The 16,002-nt window shown below is 67.5% G+C and carries 16 protein-coding genes and 1 tRNA gene; 9 read left to right on the top strand and 8 right to left on the bottom strand.

Features of this window, described 5'->3' with window-relative positions:
- Positions 1–343 precede the first annotated feature (343 nt).
- Entirely contained in the window at positions 344–1,177 is an 834-nt protein-coding gene (locus EQ874_RS18835; RefSeq protein WP_016932507.1) for a metal-dependent hydrolase, read from the top strand.
- A 75-nt stretch (positions 1,178–1,252) separates the two neighbouring features.
- On the top strand, positions 1,253–3,001 hold the full coding sequence (locus tag EQ874_RS18830) for a cholesterol oxidase substrate-binding domain-containing protein (RefSeq protein ID WP_129977736.1): 1,749 nt from the start codon (positions 1,253–1,255) through the stop codon (positions 2,999–3,001).
- 10 nt (positions 3,002–3,011) lie between these two features.
- On the opposite strand, the gene EQ874_RS18825 is transcribed toward EQ874_RS18830, so the two are convergent.
- Entirely contained in the window at positions 3,012–3,533 is a 522-nt protein-coding gene (locus EQ874_RS18825; RefSeq protein WP_129977803.1) for a YdcF family protein, read from the bottom strand.
- 365 nt (positions 3,534–3,898) lie between these two features.
- On the opposite strand from EQ874_RS18825, the gene EQ874_RS18820 reads away from it, so the two are divergent.
- A complete protein-coding gene (locus EQ874_RS18820; protein WP_064062894.1) occupies positions 3,899–5,392 on the top strand; it encodes an amino acid permease in 1,494 nt (497 codons plus the stop codon).
- Positions 5,393–5,444: 52 nt separating this feature from the next.
- On the opposite strand, the gene EQ874_RS18815 is transcribed toward EQ874_RS18820, so the two are convergent.
- Positions 5,445–5,518, bottom strand: a tRNA-Pro gene (locus EQ874_RS18815).
- Between the two features lie 54 nt (positions 5,519–5,572).
- Positions 5,573–6,526, bottom strand: a complete 954-nt coding sequence (locus tag EQ874_RS18810) for a metallophosphoesterase (protein WP_016934634.1) — start codon at positions 6,524–6,526, stop codon at positions 5,573–5,575.
- A gap of 66 nt (positions 6,527–6,592) precedes the next feature.
- Here EQ874_RS18810 and EQ874_RS18805 point away from each other — a divergent pair, with 66 nt between their 5' ends.
- A complete protein-coding gene (locus EQ874_RS18805) occupies positions 6,593–7,069 on the top strand; it encodes a GatB/YqeY domain-containing protein (RefSeq protein WP_064062819.1) in 477 nt (158 codons plus the stop codon).
- A gap of 78 nt (positions 7,070–7,147) precedes the next feature.
- On the opposite strand, the gene EQ874_RS18800 is transcribed toward EQ874_RS18805, so the two are convergent.
- On the bottom strand, positions 7,148–9,574 hold the full coding sequence (locus EQ874_RS18800; protein ID WP_064062818.1) for a transglycosylase domain-containing protein: 2,427 nt from the start codon (positions 9,572–9,574) through the stop codon (positions 7,148–7,150).
- A 293-nt stretch (positions 9,575–9,867) separates the two neighbouring features.
- Between EQ874_RS18800 and EQ874_RS18795 the strand changes: the two genes are divergently transcribed.
- Positions 9,868–10,191 (top strand): WhiB family transcriptional regulator, encoded by a 324-nt coding sequence (locus EQ874_RS18795; RefSeq protein ID WP_006552432.1) that lies wholly within the window; start codon positions 9,868–9,870, stop codon positions 10,189–10,191.
- 46 nt (positions 10,192–10,237) lie between these two features.
- On the opposite strand, the gene EQ874_RS18790 is transcribed toward EQ874_RS18795, so the two are convergent.
- Together EQ874_RS18790 and EQ874_RS18785 are read right to left on the bottom strand one after the other, a co-directional pair.
- A complete protein-coding gene (locus tag EQ874_RS18790) occupies positions 10,238–11,368 on the bottom strand; it encodes an ArsA family ATPase (protein WP_016934973.1) in 1,131 nt (376 codons plus the stop codon).
- Positions 11,365–12,384 carry an ArsA-related P-loop ATPase gene (locus EQ874_RS18785; protein WP_064062817.1) on the bottom strand — a complete coding sequence of 340 codons (1,020 nt, stop codon included), beginning with the start codon at positions 12,382–12,384 and terminating at the stop codon, positions 11,365–11,367. Before EQ874_RS18785 ends, EQ874_RS18790 begins: the two co-directional genes overlap by 4 nt.
- Positions 12,385–12,431: 47 nt before the next feature.
- Here EQ874_RS18785 and EQ874_RS18780 point away from each other — a divergent pair, with 47 nt between their 5' ends.
- The 3 genes from EQ874_RS18780 (at position 12,432) to EQ874_RS18770 (ending at position 13,932) form a co-directional block, all read left to right on the top strand.
- A complete protein-coding gene (locus EQ874_RS18780; protein WP_006552429.1) occupies positions 12,432–12,596 on the top strand; it encodes a DUF4177 domain-containing protein in 165 nt (54 codons plus the stop codon).
- Between the two features lie 3 nt (positions 12,597–12,599).
- Positions 12,600–13,064, top strand: coding sequence for a RidA family protein (locus EQ874_RS18775; protein WP_064062816.1), 465 nt, complete (start codon positions 12,600–12,602; stop codon positions 13,062–13,064).
- Between the two features lie 79 nt (positions 13,065–13,143).
- Positions 13,144–13,932 carry an MBL fold metallo-hydrolase gene (locus EQ874_RS18770; RefSeq protein WP_064062815.1) on the top strand — a complete coding sequence of 263 codons (789 nt, stop codon included), beginning with the start codon at positions 13,144–13,146 and terminating at the stop codon, positions 13,930–13,932.
- Positions 13,933–13,992: 60 nt separating this feature from the next.
- Here the strand turns inward: EQ874_RS18770 and EQ874_RS18765 are convergent, their stop codons facing one another.
- Positions 13,993–14,667: a Crp/Fnr family transcriptional regulator gene (locus EQ874_RS18765; protein ID WP_016934470.1), complete on the bottom strand. Its 675-nt coding sequence runs from the start codon at positions 14,665–14,667 to the stop codon at positions 13,993–13,995.
- A gap of 191 nt (positions 14,668–14,858) precedes the next feature.
- Positions 14,859–15,131, bottom strand: coding sequence for a hypothetical protein (locus EQ874_RS22945; RefSeq protein WP_165369278.1), 273 nt, complete (start codon positions 15,129–15,131; stop codon positions 14,859–14,861).
- Between the two features lie 72 nt (positions 15,132–15,203).
- On the opposite strand from EQ874_RS22945, the gene nth reads away from it, so the two are divergent.
- Positions 15,204–15,998 carry an endonuclease III gene (gene nth / locus EQ874_RS18755; protein WP_064062813.1) on the top strand — a complete coding sequence of 265 codons (795 nt, stop codon included), beginning with the start codon at positions 15,204–15,206 and terminating at the stop codon, positions 15,996–15,998.
- The last annotated feature ends 4 nt before the right edge of the window (positions 15,999–16,002 follow it).

Below are 16,002 nucleotides of genomic sequence, written 5' to 3'. Positions count from 1 at the left end.
GGAGCCGGCGGGATCAGAGGAGCCCCCACCAGTAGATCAGCGCTGCCAGCGCCAGCACGATCAGCGTGGTATCCATGTCGCTCTCCCTCCGGACCTTCGGTCATGCGCCGTTCGCGGCGCCGACGGTACAACTCCATCTTCCTCGCGGACGAGGAATCCGGCACGGATGACAGGGCCGTCCACCGCTCCGGTGGGCGGCCCCGTCCGTATCCGGGCACCATATCGCTCGTTCGAACATGCGTGTGACAGCTGTGTCGGCTGTGGTTGTTAGGTTGGAGACCCGGACCGGCGGTGTCCCCGTCGGGGCGGGTCCGCGGTCGTTCTTCGAAAGGTGTTGCCCGACATGGTGATGGGTCCTACCCATGCAGTTTCCGGAGCGCTGGTGGGGCTCGTCGTCGCCGATCTGCTTCCTCCCGACTGGGGTGCGCCCGCGTCCACCGCGGAGACCTTCGCCTTCGCGGCGGTGTGCTCGGGGGCGGCCCTGCTGCCGGATCTCGACACGGCACAGTCGACGGTCGCGAGGTCGTTCGGGCCTGTGAGCCAGATCTGCGCCAAGGGCGTCGACGCGGTCTCGCTCGGTTACTACTCGCTCACCAAGGGAAGCCGCGACCGGAAGCGACGTGGCGGGCACCGCACCATGACGCACACCGCACTGTTCGCGGCGCTGCTCGGCGCCGGAGTCTCGGCACTCGTCGCGAGCTTCGGCAGGGAAGCGATCATCGGGGTCCTGTTCGTCACCCTCGGTCTCGCTCTGCGGGGACTGTTCGGGTCGTGGGCCAACAAGCGCGGGTGGGTGATCGTCACCCTGAGCGCTGCGGTGCTGTCGATCCTGTCGTGGACGTGGTTCCCTCAGGAGGTCGCATCGACGGGCCTGGGTGTGGCGGTGGCCCTCGGGTGCGCCACGCACTGTCTCGGTGATGCCATCACCAAGGAAGGCATCCCCTTCCTCGCGCCGTTCGTGCCGTGGCGCGGGTCGCGCTGGTGGGAGATCAAGCTGCCCTCGGTCTTGTCCATCCGTGCGGGCGGCCCGTTCGAGCTCGGCATCCTCGGTCCCGCTCTGACCGTGGCGGCGGTCGCGATGGGGATCTGGTCGGTCGACGGCGCTCCCGAACACATCCTCGGCACGCTGGAGGCGTCGGGACTGTCGTTCTGGAGCGAGGGCGGCGCAAACCGGTAGCAGTACTGGAACGAAAAGAGAACTTGTTCTATTTTTACGGAGTCCGTGCCCGCAGAACAGAACGGAACCCGCCCCGTGAGCGATCGAGCCTCAGGCCCCACACTCAGCCGTCGCGGTCTTCTCGGAGCGGCCGCCGGAGCCGCTGTCCTCGCAGGCACGGGATGGACTCTCGCAGGTGCGGTGCCACTCGGCGACCCGGCCGCGACCATCCCGGCGCCACCGGATTTCCCGGCCGACATCCCGCTCTCGCAGCAACAGTTCGTCAACTGGGCGAAGACCATCCGGTTCGACGCGGTGTGGACCGCGACCGCGCGCACCGCCGACGACGTCGTCCGCCTCGCCAACTGGGCACACGTCCACGGCTTCCGCATCCGCCCTCGTGGATCGATGCACAGTTGGAGCCCGCTCACCCTCGAAGCCGGCCAGGACATCGGCAACGTCGTGCTGGTCGACACCATGTCGCAACTGAATCAGGTCGTCGTCGACTCCGCCGCCGCACCTCCGCGCGTGACGGCAGGCGGCGGGGCGAGCATCGAAGCGATCCTCACCGCGCTCGAAGCGCACGGACTGGGCTGGGCCAATTCGCCCGCCATCGGCGACATCTCCATCGCGGGCGCACTGTCGATCGGAGCCCACGGCGCCACCTATCCCGCAGCGGGGGAGACGGTGATCCCGGGCCAGTCGTTCGGATCCCTCTCCAATCTCGTCCTGGCCCTGACCGCCGTGGTGTGGAACCCGTCGGCCGGTGCCTACGAACTGCGCGAATTCCGGCGTGCCGAACCGGAGATCGGACCACTGCTCGCCCATCTCGGACGCACCTTCGTCACCTCGGTGACCCTGCAGGCCGGGGCGAACTACCGGGTGCGCTGCCAGAGCTTCACCGACATCCCGTGGCGCGAACTGTTCGCGCCGCCCGGCTCGCCGGGACGCACCTTCGAGCGCTACGTCGAGGAACACGGGCGGGTCGAGGCGATCTGGTTCCCCTTCACCGAGACGCCGTGGCTCAAGATCTGGTCGATGTCGCCGGAGAAGCCCGCCGCCTCCCGCGAGGTGCGGGGCCCGTACAACTACTTCTTCTCCGACAGCCTCCCCGAAGAGCTCACCGACCTGCTGGGGCAGGTCGTGCGCGGCGCCCAGGGCGTCACACCGGCCTTCGGCGCATCACAGTTCGGTGCGGTGGCGGCGGGGCTCGCCGCGACCGGCACGAGCGACCTGTGGGGATGGTCCAAGGACCTGCTGTTCTACCTCCGCGCGACGACCCTGCGGGTCGTCGCGGGCGGGGGCGTCGTCGTGACCCGGCGCGACAACATCGCCCGCGTCATCAACGAATTCACGACGTGGCTGCACGAACGGATGACGCACTACGCCTCGCAGGGGCAGTACCCCGTCAACATGCCCTTCGAGGTGCGGCTGTGCAAGATCGACGACGTCGACGAAGTGCTCGTCGACGCCGCCGGAGTGCCCGACCTGTCGCCGGTGCGCCCTCGTCCCGACCGGCCCGACTGGGACACCGCGATCTGGCTCAACGTGGTCTCCATCCCCGGAACCGTCGGAATGCCGGCCTTCTTCCGGGAGATGGAACAGTGGATGGCCGCCCACTACTCGGGCGACTACGCGACGTTCCGGTCGGAATGGTCGAAGGGGTGGGCGTTCGACGAACAAGGCGGCTACCGCGATCCCGGTTTCCTCGGGAGCACGGTGCCGGCCATGTACCGCACCGGGTTGCCGTCCGGGCAGGGCTGGGACGCCGCGCTCGCGGCCTTCGAACGGCACGACCCGCATCGAGTGTTCAGCAACCGGTTCCTCGACCGCTTGCTGCCCTGATCGTCCGACGTCAGCATCCCGTGTGCGAGAAGGCCCGCAGGTAACCCGCGGTCTGATAGGCGTACGCCCACGCCCAGTACGACAGGGCGATGTCGCCGGGGCTGGCGGCCATGATGAGTTCGCCGTCGAAGCAGCGCTCGAGGATGAAACGCGCCCGGGAGACGTGTGGCACGAACGTCACGACGATGACGCTCTTCCAGTCGTGCTGCTGGGCGAGACGGCTCAGTTCCATCGCCTCACCGCGCGTGGTGGGTGGGTCCGGTTCGAAGCACGTGACGGAAAATTCGTAGCGCGGGTGGTTGCAGAGGTCCGTCAGCCAGACATCTTTCGCTCCATTGGGATTCGACACGACGACCTGGGGCGCGAAGCCGTCGAGCGCGAGTTCGAGCGCATAGGGGTAGCGCTCGTATATCGCTCCGCCGAGGACGAAGATCGCATCCGCTCGGCGGTACGGACTCAGGTTCTCGATTTCGATCTGCGGGGCCACGTAGACGGGCACGCCCGCGGCGACGAAGGCACACACGGTGAGCAGGAGGACGGCGAGCCACCGTCGTCGGGAGCGGCGCCTGGTCGTCAGCGTGGAACCACCGGAGTTCTCCGGCGTGTTCTCCCGGGAGGCCCTGTGTCGTCGCGTCATCCGCCGATTTCCGTTCCCCCCGACCGGAGCCGGGACGTCTCGCGGGTGCACTGCCGCGTTTCAGTCTAAGTGAGGCAAGTCTGTTTTTACCTCTGAAACAAACTCGAAGAACTTTTACGAGGGTGCGACGTCCGTTTTTCCCGTGGAGAGGCATCGATCCGGGAGCGAGCGGCATATTCTGCTCATACACCCTGCGACAGGGCGGCCGGCCACTTCGGTTCGTGCCCGAAGCGGTGGGTTCCTTCCGGGAGAGGATCGCGATGACTCGGATCGGTAGGCCCCCCAGGACCGGACTGCTTCGCGCCAAGTCGGTGGAGCAATCCATCCGCGACACCGACGAACCCGATTCGAGGCTGCGCAAGGATTTGACCGCCTGGGACCTCATCGTGTTCGGAGTCGCAGTCGTCATCGGCGCCGGCATCTTCACGCTCACCGCCCGGACCGCGGGCAACGTCGCCGGCCCGTCGGTGTCACTGGCCTTCGTCTTCGCGGCGATCGCGTGTGCTCTCGCCGCCCTCTGCTATGCCGAATTCGCCTCGACCGTGCCTGTCGCCGGCAGCGCCTACACCTACTCGTTCGCGACCTTCGGGGAATTCGTCGCGTGGATCATCGGATGGGACCTCATCCTCGAATTCGCCCTCGCGGCGGCGGTGGTCGCGAAGGGGTGGTCGCTCTACCTCCACGAGGTCATGACCGTGTCCTCGAGCTTCACGATCGGGCCGGTGAAAGTCGACTGGGGTGCGATCCTGATCGTCGCCGTGATCGGCGTGCTGCTCGCCACGGGTACCAAACTCTCGTCCCGGGTCTCGTTGGTCATCACGTCGATCAAGATCGCGGTGGTGCTGTTCGTGGTGGCTCTCGGCGCCTTCTACATCAAGGCCGAGAACTATTCGCCGTTCATCCCACCCTCGGAAGCCGGCGACACCGGTGACGGACTGCATCAGTCCCTGTTCTCGTTCGCCACCGGCGCAGGAGGCAGTACCTTCGGCTGGTACGGGCTGCTGGCCGCAGCCAGTCTGGTGTTCTTCGCGTTCATCGGATTCGACGTCGTCGCCACCACGGCCGAGGAAACGCGTCATCCGCAGAAGGCGGTGCCGATCGGCATCCTCGGCTCGCTCGCGATCGTGACGGTGCTGTACGTGGCCGTCAGCCTCGTCCTCACCGGCATGGTCGACTACACCGCCCTCGAAGGGGACGAGTCGACGCTGGCGACAGCGTTCGCGCTCAACGGGATGGACTGGGCCAAGAACCTGATCTCGATCGGTGCCCTCGCGGGTCTGACGACGGTCGTGATGGTGCTGATGCTGGGTCAGACGAGGGTGTTGTTCGCCATGGCGCGGGACGGACTCGTGCCACGCGGGCTCTCCCACACGGGCAGTCGAGGAACCCCGGTGCGCACGACGGTACTCGTGACGGTGGTCGTCGCGCTGCTCGCGGGTCTCGTGCCGCTGGGCACGCTCGAGGAGATGGTCAACATCGGCACGCTCTTCGCGTTCGTACTCGTGTCGATCGGTGTGATCGTGCTGCGGCGGACACGACCGGATCTCGAACGCGGGTTCCGGGTGCCGCTGGTGCCGCTGGTCCCGATTCTCGCGGTGATCGCGTGCGTGTGGCTGATGGTGAATCTGTCCGTCGAGACATGGCTGCGTTTCGTGCTGTGGATGCTTCTCGGCCTGATCATCTACTTCGTCTACAGCCGGAACCACTCCGTCCTCGCGACCCCGTCTCGGGTTCGCACCGACCCGCAAACGTAGTCAGGGCACCTTCTCCGTGAGGAGAAAGTGCCCTGACGAGTTCTTCCACGAGTCGGGGTGGCGGGATTCGAACCCACGACCTCTTCGTCCCGAACGAAGCGCGCTACCAAGCTGCGCCACACCCCGTATTGAACCTCGGTCAGCTTACAACACGAGCCCGCAGAAGATTAAATCGGCTGGTCAGCGACGTAACCCTGCGCGCTCTGCCGCGTCGCCACTGGTGTGCTGCGTGGTGTCGCGCGAGGCCGGAACGAGGGTCAGCAGGGTGGCCTCCGGACGACAGAAGAACCGCGCGGGAGCGAACGGCGACGTGCCGATGCCCGCGGAGACGTGCAGTCGCATGTGAGCGCCCCACCGCGACGCGCCCTTCACCCGCGACCGGTCGATTCCGCAATTGGTCACCAACGCGCCGTAGAACGGCAGGCACAGCTGACCACCGTGGGTATGGCCCGCGAGAACGAGGTCGTAGCCGTCCTCGGCGAAACGGTCGAGCACCCGCGGCTCGGGGGAGTGCGTCATGCCCAGCCGCAGATCGGCCGACGGATCGGCCGCACCGGCAATCGTCTCGTACCGGTCGCGGTCGAGGTGCGGGTCGTCGACACCGCCGACAGCGATGCGCACACCCCCCACCTCGATGTCGCGGCGCACATGTGTCATGTCCTGCCAGCCCCGCTCGGTGAACGCCGCGCGCAGGTCGCCCCACGGCAACGGAGGACCGTAGACCCGGTCGTGGTTCTTGTCGAAGTAGGCGAGCGGGTTCTTCAGCACGGGAGCGAAATAGTCGTTGCTCCCGAAGACGAACAGACCCGGGCGGGCGAGAAGCCCGCCGAGGGCCTGGACGACGGCCGGAACGGCCTTCGGGTGCGAGAGGTTGTCGCCCGTGTTCACCACGAGATCGGGCTCGAGGCTGTCGAGCTCACGCAACCAGTTCTGTTTGAGCTTCTGGTCGGGAGTCATGTGCAGGTCGCTGATGTGCAGCACCCGCAGTGTCGACGCGCCGGGTGCGAGCACCGGCACCGTGACCTCGCGAAGGGTGAACGCATTCCGTTCGATCAGCGTGGCGTAACCGAGGCCGAGAGCGGCGGCGCCGGCAGCACCGAGGGTTACACGGCGAATTGCAGACAGGTCAGGCACTTCTCCAGCGTACCGCCGTGTGTGGTCACTGCACGCGGTTCGCTTGCCCCGCGTAGCGTTTCCGGCATGAGCAACACCACATCCTCCCTCGAATCCAGACTGCGGACAGACCTGACGGCTGCGATGAAGGACAAGGACAAGCTGCGGACCGAGACGCTCCGGATGCTGCTGGCGGCGGTCCGGAACAAGGCGGTGGCAGGCAAGGAGGCCCGTGAGCTCTCCGACGACGACGTGCTCGAGGTTCTCGCGAAGGAGTCGAAGAAGCGCGGCGAGGCTGCCGAGATCTACACCGAGAACGGACGCGGCGAGCTCGCGGCCAAGGAGCACGCCGAGGCGCGGATCATCGACGAATACCTGCCCACGCCGCTGACCGATGCCGAACTCGTCGACGTCGTCGACACCGCACTCGCGCGCGTCGCCGAGGAACTCGGAACGCGTCCGGGCCCGAAGAACATGGGCCAGGTGATGAAGGCCGCCACCGAGATCGCGGCAGGAAAAGCCGACGGCAAGCGCTTGTCCGCAGCCGTTCGTTCACGCCTGTAGCCGGACGGCCGTGCAGTTCTCGCGGGCCTTCACCGGGAAGGGGCGACGAGAACTGCACGGCCGTGGATGCCCTGCGGCTCAGTTGTCGGGGCGACTCGGTGTCGTCGTGGGAGTGGAGTCCTCGTCCGCGGGAGGACTCGACTCGCTCTGCTCCAGCTCACGTTCCGGAACAGGCGCGCGGGTCGACGGGCGGGTCGTGTCGGGAACCTCGCGATCGCGCGGACGCGCCGGGGTGGCGCTGGTGGTGGGAGCCACGCGGACCGATCCGTCGCTGATGAACAAGGTCACCGTCGAACCCGGCACCGCCGAGCCGCTCGGGGACGTGCCCGTCACGGTTCCGGCGCGTTCCTCACCGGCGATCGTCGCCTCCGACACCGAGAAACCGGCGTCGCGCAGGCGCTGCACCGCGCGGTCCTTCGACAGGCCTGTGACGTCGGGGACCTGAGCGTTACCGGCACCGCGGACGTACCGCGGGTCGGGGGCAGGGAGCTCGACGGGACCGAACTTGTTCGCGACCGGCAGCATCGCCGAGAACCACGTCCGAGCCGGCTCCGTGCCACCGAAGAGGTTGCCGTCGTAGCAGGGGCGAACCGGACCCGAGCAGATCTGCCCCGGGGTGGGGGAGTCGCCGTAGGTGTAGACGACCCCGGCGAACCGGTTGGTGAAGCCGAGGAACGCCGACGACATGTGCGACTCCGTGGTACCGGTCTTCGCCGCGACCGGCAGGTTCCAGCCCACCGAACCCGCGGCACCCGAAGCGGTGCCGCCGCCGGCGGTGTCCTTGCTCATCGCCGTCGCGAGAGTGTCGGCGAGTCCGGGCTCGACGGCCTGCTCGCAGGCCTGCTGGGTGATCGGGACGGGCTTGCCCTCGCGGTCGAACACTCCCTCGATCGGGCTGGGCGGGCACCACTTGCCGTGCGAGGCGAGGGTCGCCGCGACGTTCGACAGCTCGAGCGCGTTGATCCACGTCGGGCCGAGAGTGTACGAGCCGAGGTGCTGGTCCTTCTGCATCTCGGCCATCGACTGGTCGCCGAAACCGGAGGTGCGGGGCTGCAGGTACGACCGCAGGCCCAGCCGCACCGACATGTCGACGACCGCGTCGACGCCGGTGGCCTCGATGAGCTTGACGAACGCCGTGTTCGGGGACTGCGCCAGCGCGTCGGTCACCGACAGTTGCGACGGGTACGGCGCGGCGTTCTCGACGCAGTAGTAGTTGGCCGGGCAGCCACGGGCACCGCCGTCGCCCAGACCACGGGCGTTGTAGCGGGACGGGACGTCGAGCACGGCGGACGTGCCCAGACCCTGTTCCATAGCGGCCGCGACGGTGAAGATCTTGAAGATCGACCCGGCGCCGTGACCCGCCAGCGAGTAGGGCTGCGGCTGGACCGTCTCCTTGGCCTCGGCGTCGAGCCCGAACTTGCGGCTCGACCCCATGGCAAGGACCTTGTGCGAATCCTGTCCCGGTTCGATCACGTTCATCACGGAGGCCACATCGTCGACGGTGGGGCTGGTGAACCGGTCGAGCGATGCCTTGACGGAGTCCTGGACCTCGGGATCGAGGGTCGTGCGGATGAGATATCCGCCCCGGTCGATCTGCTCACGGGACAGGCCGGAGTTCTCGAGGTACTGCAGCGCGTACTCGCAGAAGTAGCCGCGGTCGTCGGCCGCGATGCAGCCGCGCGGGAGCGTGTTCGGTTCGGGCAGCACGCCGAGCGGCAGTTCCTTCGCGGCGCGGATCTCGTCGGCGCGCTCCGGGATGTTGTCGATCATGGTGTCGAGCACGATGTTGCGCCGGGCGAGCACGCCGTCGGGATTCGTGTACGGGTTCAGCGCCGAGCTGGACTGCACCATGCCCGCGAGCATCGCGGCCTGCGGGATGTTCAGGTCCTTCGCGTCGATGCCGAAGTAGGTCCGGGCGGCGTCCTGGATGCCGAACGATCCGTTGCCGAAGGGGACGAGGTTCAGATAGCGGGTGAGGATTTCGTCCTTGGTGAGCTGATCGTCGAGCGTCAGCGCCATGCGGATCTCACGGATCTTGCGGGCCGGGGTCGTCTCGATCGCCGCGCGGCGTTCGGCGTCGGTCTTCGCGATCACGTGCAGGAGGTAGTTCTTGACGTACTGCTGGTCGATCGTGGAAGCGCCCTGCTCGACCTGACCGCTCGTCGTGTTGGTGAGGAATGCGCGGATGGTGCCCTGCCAGTCGACGCCCTGGTGCTCGGGGAACCGCTTGTCCTCGATCGAGACGATCGCGAGCTTCATCTCGTTGGAGATCTGCTCGCTCGGCACCTCGAATCGGCGTTGGTCGTAGAGCCACGCGATGGGCTCACCCGCCTTGTCGACCATGGTCGTCACGGCAGGGACGACACCTTCGACGAGCTCTGCGGAACTGTTGTCGACGGTGTCCGCGGCGCGGTTCGAGAGGTACCCGAATCCACCCGCTGCCGGGAAGAGCATCCCTGCTACGAGAACGCCGCCGAGGGCCGTGCAACCGGCGAGCTTCGCCACCGTTCTTCGGATCGACACGCCTACACAGTACGTGGCGGGGGACCGGGCGGCGGTTCCGAGGGAGCGGGCGTGGCTCGACAGACCCGGTGAAAACGCCTCCGACGTGCAACTATGTACGTACGTACCAGAAAAGGTTTCGTTCGCCTTGCGCGTGGGCATCAGTTTACCTAGATTGAGACATCAGTGTGACGCAGATAACACCTTGACGGGCAGGTTTCGCGCCGTCGCGGCACACGGGCGGCGCAGACCTCGAACACCGCGAACCGGCGTTCGGAATGTAAAGGGGCAACTGAATGCACATGACCACCCCGACGACCCGACTCGACGTCGATCAGGCCGAAGCGCGCATCGCTTGGGTCTCCAAGGCTCGCTGCCGCGAAGTCGATCCCGATGAACTGTTCGTGCGTGGCGCAGCGCAGCGCAAGGCCGCGGTGATCTGCCGGCACTGCCCGGTGATGCTCGAGTGCGGGGCGGACGCCCTCGACAACCGTGTCGAGTTCGGTGTGTGGGGAGGCATGACGGAACGGCAGCGTCGTGCACTCCTCAAGCAGCACCCCGAGGTCGAGTCCTGGGCCGATTTCTTCCAGGCGCAGCGGCAGCACCAGAGCGCGGTCTAGTCACCACCTCCCGGTACTAACCGCCGAGATCATGACCCGCGAGACATCACGCCTCGCGGGTCAATTGCTCGCCCACGGCCCGTAGGGCCTCGAGATCGGAGACCTCGAAGGGCAGCGAGGGCACCCCGACGACGGGAACGGTGGGATGCGCCGCGGTGAAGTTGCGTAGCAACCGCAGTTCCCGCTTGGCGATCACGGCCCGATGAGCGTGGATGCGGAGAACGGCCTCCGCGGCGTGCGCGTCCACCCCCTCCTCCTCGGCGAGTTGATCCGCCGCGGTGAGCGCGTGATCGGACGGAAGTGCCGACAGTGTCGGATGGGTGCGGTTGAGCACCAGGCCCGACAGCGGCATGCGGTCGCCCGAGAGTCGCTCCACGAAGAAAGACGCCTCGCGCAGAGCGTCGGGTTCCGGCGCCGCGACCACCATGAAGTGTGTTCCCGGCTGCTGGAGCAAACGGTAGGTGCGGTTGGCGCGCTCCCGGAACCCACCGAACATCGAGTCCAGCGACTGCACGAAGGCCGACGCGTCCGACAGCATCTGGCTCCCGACGATCGTCGAGACCGCCTTGAGCGCGAGCCCCATCGCACCCGTCACCAATCGGCCGAAGCCTCGCCCGGGAGCTGTGAAGAGCCGGATCATCCGGCCGTCGAGGAACGCGCCGAGCCGCTGAGGAGCGTCGAGGAAGTCGAGCGCGTTACGGGACGGCGGAGTGTCGACGATGATGAGGTCCCACTCGTCGCTCTGCGAGAGCTGACCGAGCTTCTCCATCGCCATGTACTCCTGCGTGCCGGAGAACGACGATGCCACGGTCTGGTAGAAGGGGTTGTCGAGGATCTGCTGGGCCTTCTCCGGTGTCGAGTGCTCGAGCACCATGTCGTCGAAGGTGCGACGCATGTTGAGCATCATCGCGTGCAGCTCGCCCTTCGCTTCCGGCCCGAGCTCCACCTTCTGCGGTGAATTGTCGAGCGACGCGACCCCGAGAGCCTGTGCCAGTCGCCGCGCCGGGTCGATCGTGAGCACCACGACGCTGCGGCCCCGTTCGGCGGCCCGCAGCGCGAGTGCCGCAGCGGTGGTCGTCTTACCGACACCCCCCGACCCGCAGCACACGATCACCCGGGACGAGCGGTCGTCCAGGATGCGGCCGACGTCGAGGGCCTTCCGGATCGGTGCGCTCATCGGACACCCTGCTCGGCGAGGACGTCGGCGAGTTCGTAGAGGCCACCGAGATCGACACCGTCGGCGAGGGCCGGTAGGGACATGCGTGCCACCTTCACTTCGTCGAGTTGAGCGGCGCTCACCTGTTGCGCCTGGAGCACCGCGGCGTGCTCGATGGTCTGGGTCAGCAGGCCGGCGAAATCGTCGTCGGAGAGCTTGATGGACACCCGTTCGAGGGTCGACCGGATCGCGGGGCCCTCGATGCGTCCGGCGGCGACGTCGTCGACGAGTTCCTCGGGCAGGTGTTCGGGGGCGGTGCGGTTGACGATCACCGTTCCCATCCGGAGATCGGCGGCCTCGAGTTCGTCCACCGCGTCGGCCGTCTCCTGCACCGGCAGTGCCTCGAGCAGGGTCACCAGGTGGACGACGGTCTGGTCGGAGTGCAGCAGCCGGACCACGCCCTCGCTCTGCGACCGGATCGGACCGGACTTCGCGAGATCGGCCATGGCCTTGGTGACGTCGAGGAAGCTGCCGATGCGGCCGGTGGGCGGGGAATCGACCACCACCGCGTCGTAGACGGGTGTGCCCGACGCGTCGGTCCGCACCACGGTCTCCTTGATCTTGCCGGTGAGGATCACATCGCGCAGACCCGGCGCGAGCGTGGTCACGAACTCGATCGCCCCCATCCGGCGCATCGCGCGACCTGCGAATCCGAGGTTGTAGAACATGTCGAGGTATTCGAGGAAGGCCGCCTCGATGTCGATCGCGAGAGCCGACACCTCTCCGCCACCCGGCGCGGTGGCGATCTTCGTCTCGACCGGCGGGAGCGGCGGTACGTCGAACAGCTGGGCGATGCCCTGGCGTCCCTCCGTCTCGACGAGCAGGACCTTGCGCCCCCCGGCGGCGAGCGCCAGCGCGAGCGCAGCGGCCACGGTGGACTTGCCGGTGCCGCCCTTGCCGGACACGAAGTGCAGTCGCGCCTGGGCGGCGCCTGTCGGCCACTCGCCGGAATGTGATGTCGGAGATGCCACGATCACGAGCCTATAAGTCGTGGACGGTGAACGGTGCCGGATAGGGTCAGGACATGAGTGAAACCACCACATGGGAATACGCAACCGTGCCGCTGCTCACGCACGCGACCAAGCAGATCCTCGACCAGTGGGGCGCCGACGGATGGGAGCTCGTCACCGTTCTGCCCGGACCCACCGGTGAACAGCACGTCGCCTACCTCAAGCGTCCGAAGGGCTGATCCGTGGCGCACCACACCTGGAGCGAACGCCTGACCGAACTCGGCATCACCCTGCCGCCGGTCGCCGCGCCGGTGGCGGCCTACGTGCCCGCCGTCCGCAACGGCGACGTCGTCTACACCTCCGGTCAGTTGCCGCTGGTCGACGGGAAGCTGACGCACACCGGCAAGGTGGGCGCGGAGGTGTCGGCGGAGGAGGCGAAGATCGCGGCCCGGACCGCCGCGCTCAACGCGCTCGCCGCCGTCGACGGTCTCGTCGGGCTCGACAACATCGCGAGCATCGTGAAGGTCGTCGGCTTCGTCGCGTCCGCGGAGGGCTTCACCGGGCAACCCGGCGTCATCAACGGCGCGTCGGAGATCCTCGGCGAGATCTTCGGCGAGGTCGGGGCGCATGCCCGCTCGGCGGTCGGTGTCGCGGAGCTGCCTCTCGGCGCTCCCGTCGAGGTCGAGCTGATGGTGGAAGTACGCTGACGCCACCTCCTCCGGCTGCGGCATCGGCGGCAGGCGGCGAGGGCGGCTTCCGACGGACTCGACACGAGAGGCACAAGTGATGGCGCTGGTCCACCCCGCCTACGCGCAGCTGCGGCAGGTCACCGAGAACGCCGCGGTGATCCTGGCCGAGAATCCCTCGATCATGTCTCTCGAGGGAACGAACACCTGGATCCTCCGGGCTCCCGGCAGCGACGAGTGTGTCGTGGTCGATCCGGGTCCCCTCGACGAAGGACATCTCGAGCGAATCGCGCGGGTACCGGTGGCGGCGACACTCATCAGTCACCGCCACTTCGACCACACCGAGGGTGCCGAGCGTTTCTCGCAGCTCGCGGACTGCCCGGTGCACGCGGTCCTGCCGGAACACCGCCACGGCGGTGGGCAGCAGTTGTCCGGCGGCGACGTCGTCGAGGCGGCGGGACTGCGCATCCGGGTGGTCGCGACGCCGGGGCACACCGCCGACTCGCTGTCGTTCGTGATCGAGGACGACCGGAGTGTGCTCACCGCCGACACCATCCTGGGACGCGGCACGACCGTGCTCGACGATTCGGACGGCGACCTCGGCGACTATCTGAGCTCGCTGAGGTCGCTCATCGGTCTGGGCGGCGGCTACACCGTGCTGCCGGGGCACGGTCCCGAGCTGCCCGACCTCGAGACGATCGCGCGGGAGTACCTCACGCACCGGGAGGGGCGGCTGGAACAGGTGCGAGGTGCGCTGCGCACCCTCGGCACCGACGCGTCGGCGCGGCAGGTCGTCGAGCACGTCTACGCCGATGTCGACCCGTCGCTGTGGGGTGCGGCGGAGAAGTCGGTCAACGTGCAGCTGGACTACCTGCGCAGCCACGGCTGAGACAGGACACACGAAAGGCCGGGACGCAGCGAGCGGCCCGGCCTTTCGGTGATCCGTGGGTCAGCGAGCGCGACGCGCCAGACGCTCCGAGTCGGAGATCAGCACGCTCTTGCCTTCGAGGCGCAGCCAGCCGCGGTGCGCGAAGTCGGCCAGGGCCTTGTTCACGGTCTCGCGGGACGCGCCGACGAGCTGTGCGATCTCTTCCTGCGTCAGGTCGTGCGTGACACGCAGGGCGCCGGCCTCCTGGGTGCCGAAGCGCTGTGCGAGCTGCAGCAGCGCCTTGGCGACTCGACCGGGCACGTCGGTGAAGATCAGGTCGGCGAGGCTGTTGTTGGTGCGACGCAGACGTCGGGCGAGCACCCGGAGGAGCTGCTCGGCGATCTCGGGGCGCTGGTCGATCCACGCCTTGAGCGCCTCGCGGTCCATGCTCACAGCACGCACCTCGGTGACGGTGGTGGCGGTGGAGGTGCGCGGACCCGGGTCGAAGATCGACAGCTCGCCGAACATGTCGGACGGGCCCATGATCGTCAGGAGGTTCTCGCGACCGTCGGGCGAACGACGCCCGAGCTTCACCTTGCCGGAGACGATGATGTACAGCCGGTCGCCGGGTTCACCCTCGTTGAAGATGACATGGCCGCGCGGGAAATCTACAGGCTGAAGCTCTTTGATCAGCGCCGCAACCGCCGAGGGCTCGACTCCTTGGAAGATGCCTGCTCTGGCCAGGACCTCGTCCACGTGCGCTCCTTTTGGGAATGATTCGTCATCTACTGCCGGGTCTGCACGTCGACGGACTTCCCGGGCAGGTCACCTGTCAGGCGTACGAGCGCCCAGTCTATCGTGCGCGCTGCACGGACGAGTGACCGATACCACGGAAACGGTCGACGAACCCGATCATCGGTACCTCGAGGCTACCGGCAGGTAGTCGATCAGCTGGCGCGGCGGGTGCGGAGATGGCCGTCCGAATCATCCGATCCGTCGACGCTCGGTCCGCGGCGGCGGCGACGCTGGAAGCGGGCCAGGGCCCCGGGGAAACCTTCCCGGGCAAGTGCCGCGACATCGGCGTGGTCCGCTTTGTCGAGGAACTCCTCCACTTCCTGCTCACGGACGGACAACCGACTCAAGCGCGCTTCGACACGTTCCATGGACAGTGCGAACAACATGAGCAGCACCGGGAAGAGGACGACAGCAAGAGCTTGCATACCCGGAAGTAAACACCGGAAAGATCTCGGAAGAGACACGGGGCCGAATCCTGGGGGGAGTGTTTACGTAGAGTGGATCAGGTGCATGCCACCCAGTCCGAGAGCCCCGAGACGGCCCCGCGCCGAGTGAACGGAAAGGCTCGCGGACCGGAGTCGCGCCTCGCCCTCGTCCGTCGCGCACGACGGATGAACCGGCGCCTCGCCGAGGCATTTCCGCACGTCTACTGCGAGCTGGACTTCACGACTCCGCTCGAACTCGCCGTCGCAACGATCCTGTCGGCGCAGTGCACGGATGTGCGGGTCAACCAGGTGACTCCGGCTCTGTTCGCCCGGTATCCGGACGCCCGCGCCTACGCGGAAGCCGACCGCACCGAGCTCGAGGAGTACATCCGCTCGACCGGCTTCTACCGCAACAAGGCCAACTCCCTGATCGGACTGGGGCAGGCGTTGCTCGAACGTCACGACGGCGAGGTGCCCGCCCGCCTGAAGGATCTCGTCGCGCTGCCCGGCATCGGCCGCAAGACCGCCAACGTCATCCTCGGCAACGCCTTCGATGTGCCGGGTATCACCGTCGACACCCACTTCCAGCGGCTCGTGCGCCGCTGGGAATGGACCGAGGAGACCGATCCCGTCAAGATCGAGCATGCGGTGGGTGCACTCATCGAACGCAAGGAGTGGACGCTGCTGTCCCATCGGGTGATCTTCCACGGCCGGCGGGTGTGCCATGCCCGCAAGCCCGCGTGCGGGGTGTGTGTGCTCGCGAAGGACTGCCCGTCCTACGGGACCGGGCCCACCGATCCGCAGACCGCGGCCGCGCTGGTGAAGGGACCGGAGACCGAGCACCTGCTCGAGCTGGCCGGGCGGTGACGGA

Source organism: Rhodococcus sp. Q1 (assembly GCF_004153645.1).
In the GTDB taxonomy this organism is placed as follows: domain Bacteria; phylum Actinomycetota; class Actinomycetes; order Mycobacteriales; family Mycobacteriaceae; genus Rhodococcus; species Rhodococcus gordoniae.
Note: the sequence above shows the minus strand (reverse complement) of the source record. Positions and strands in the feature narration are given on the sequence as shown.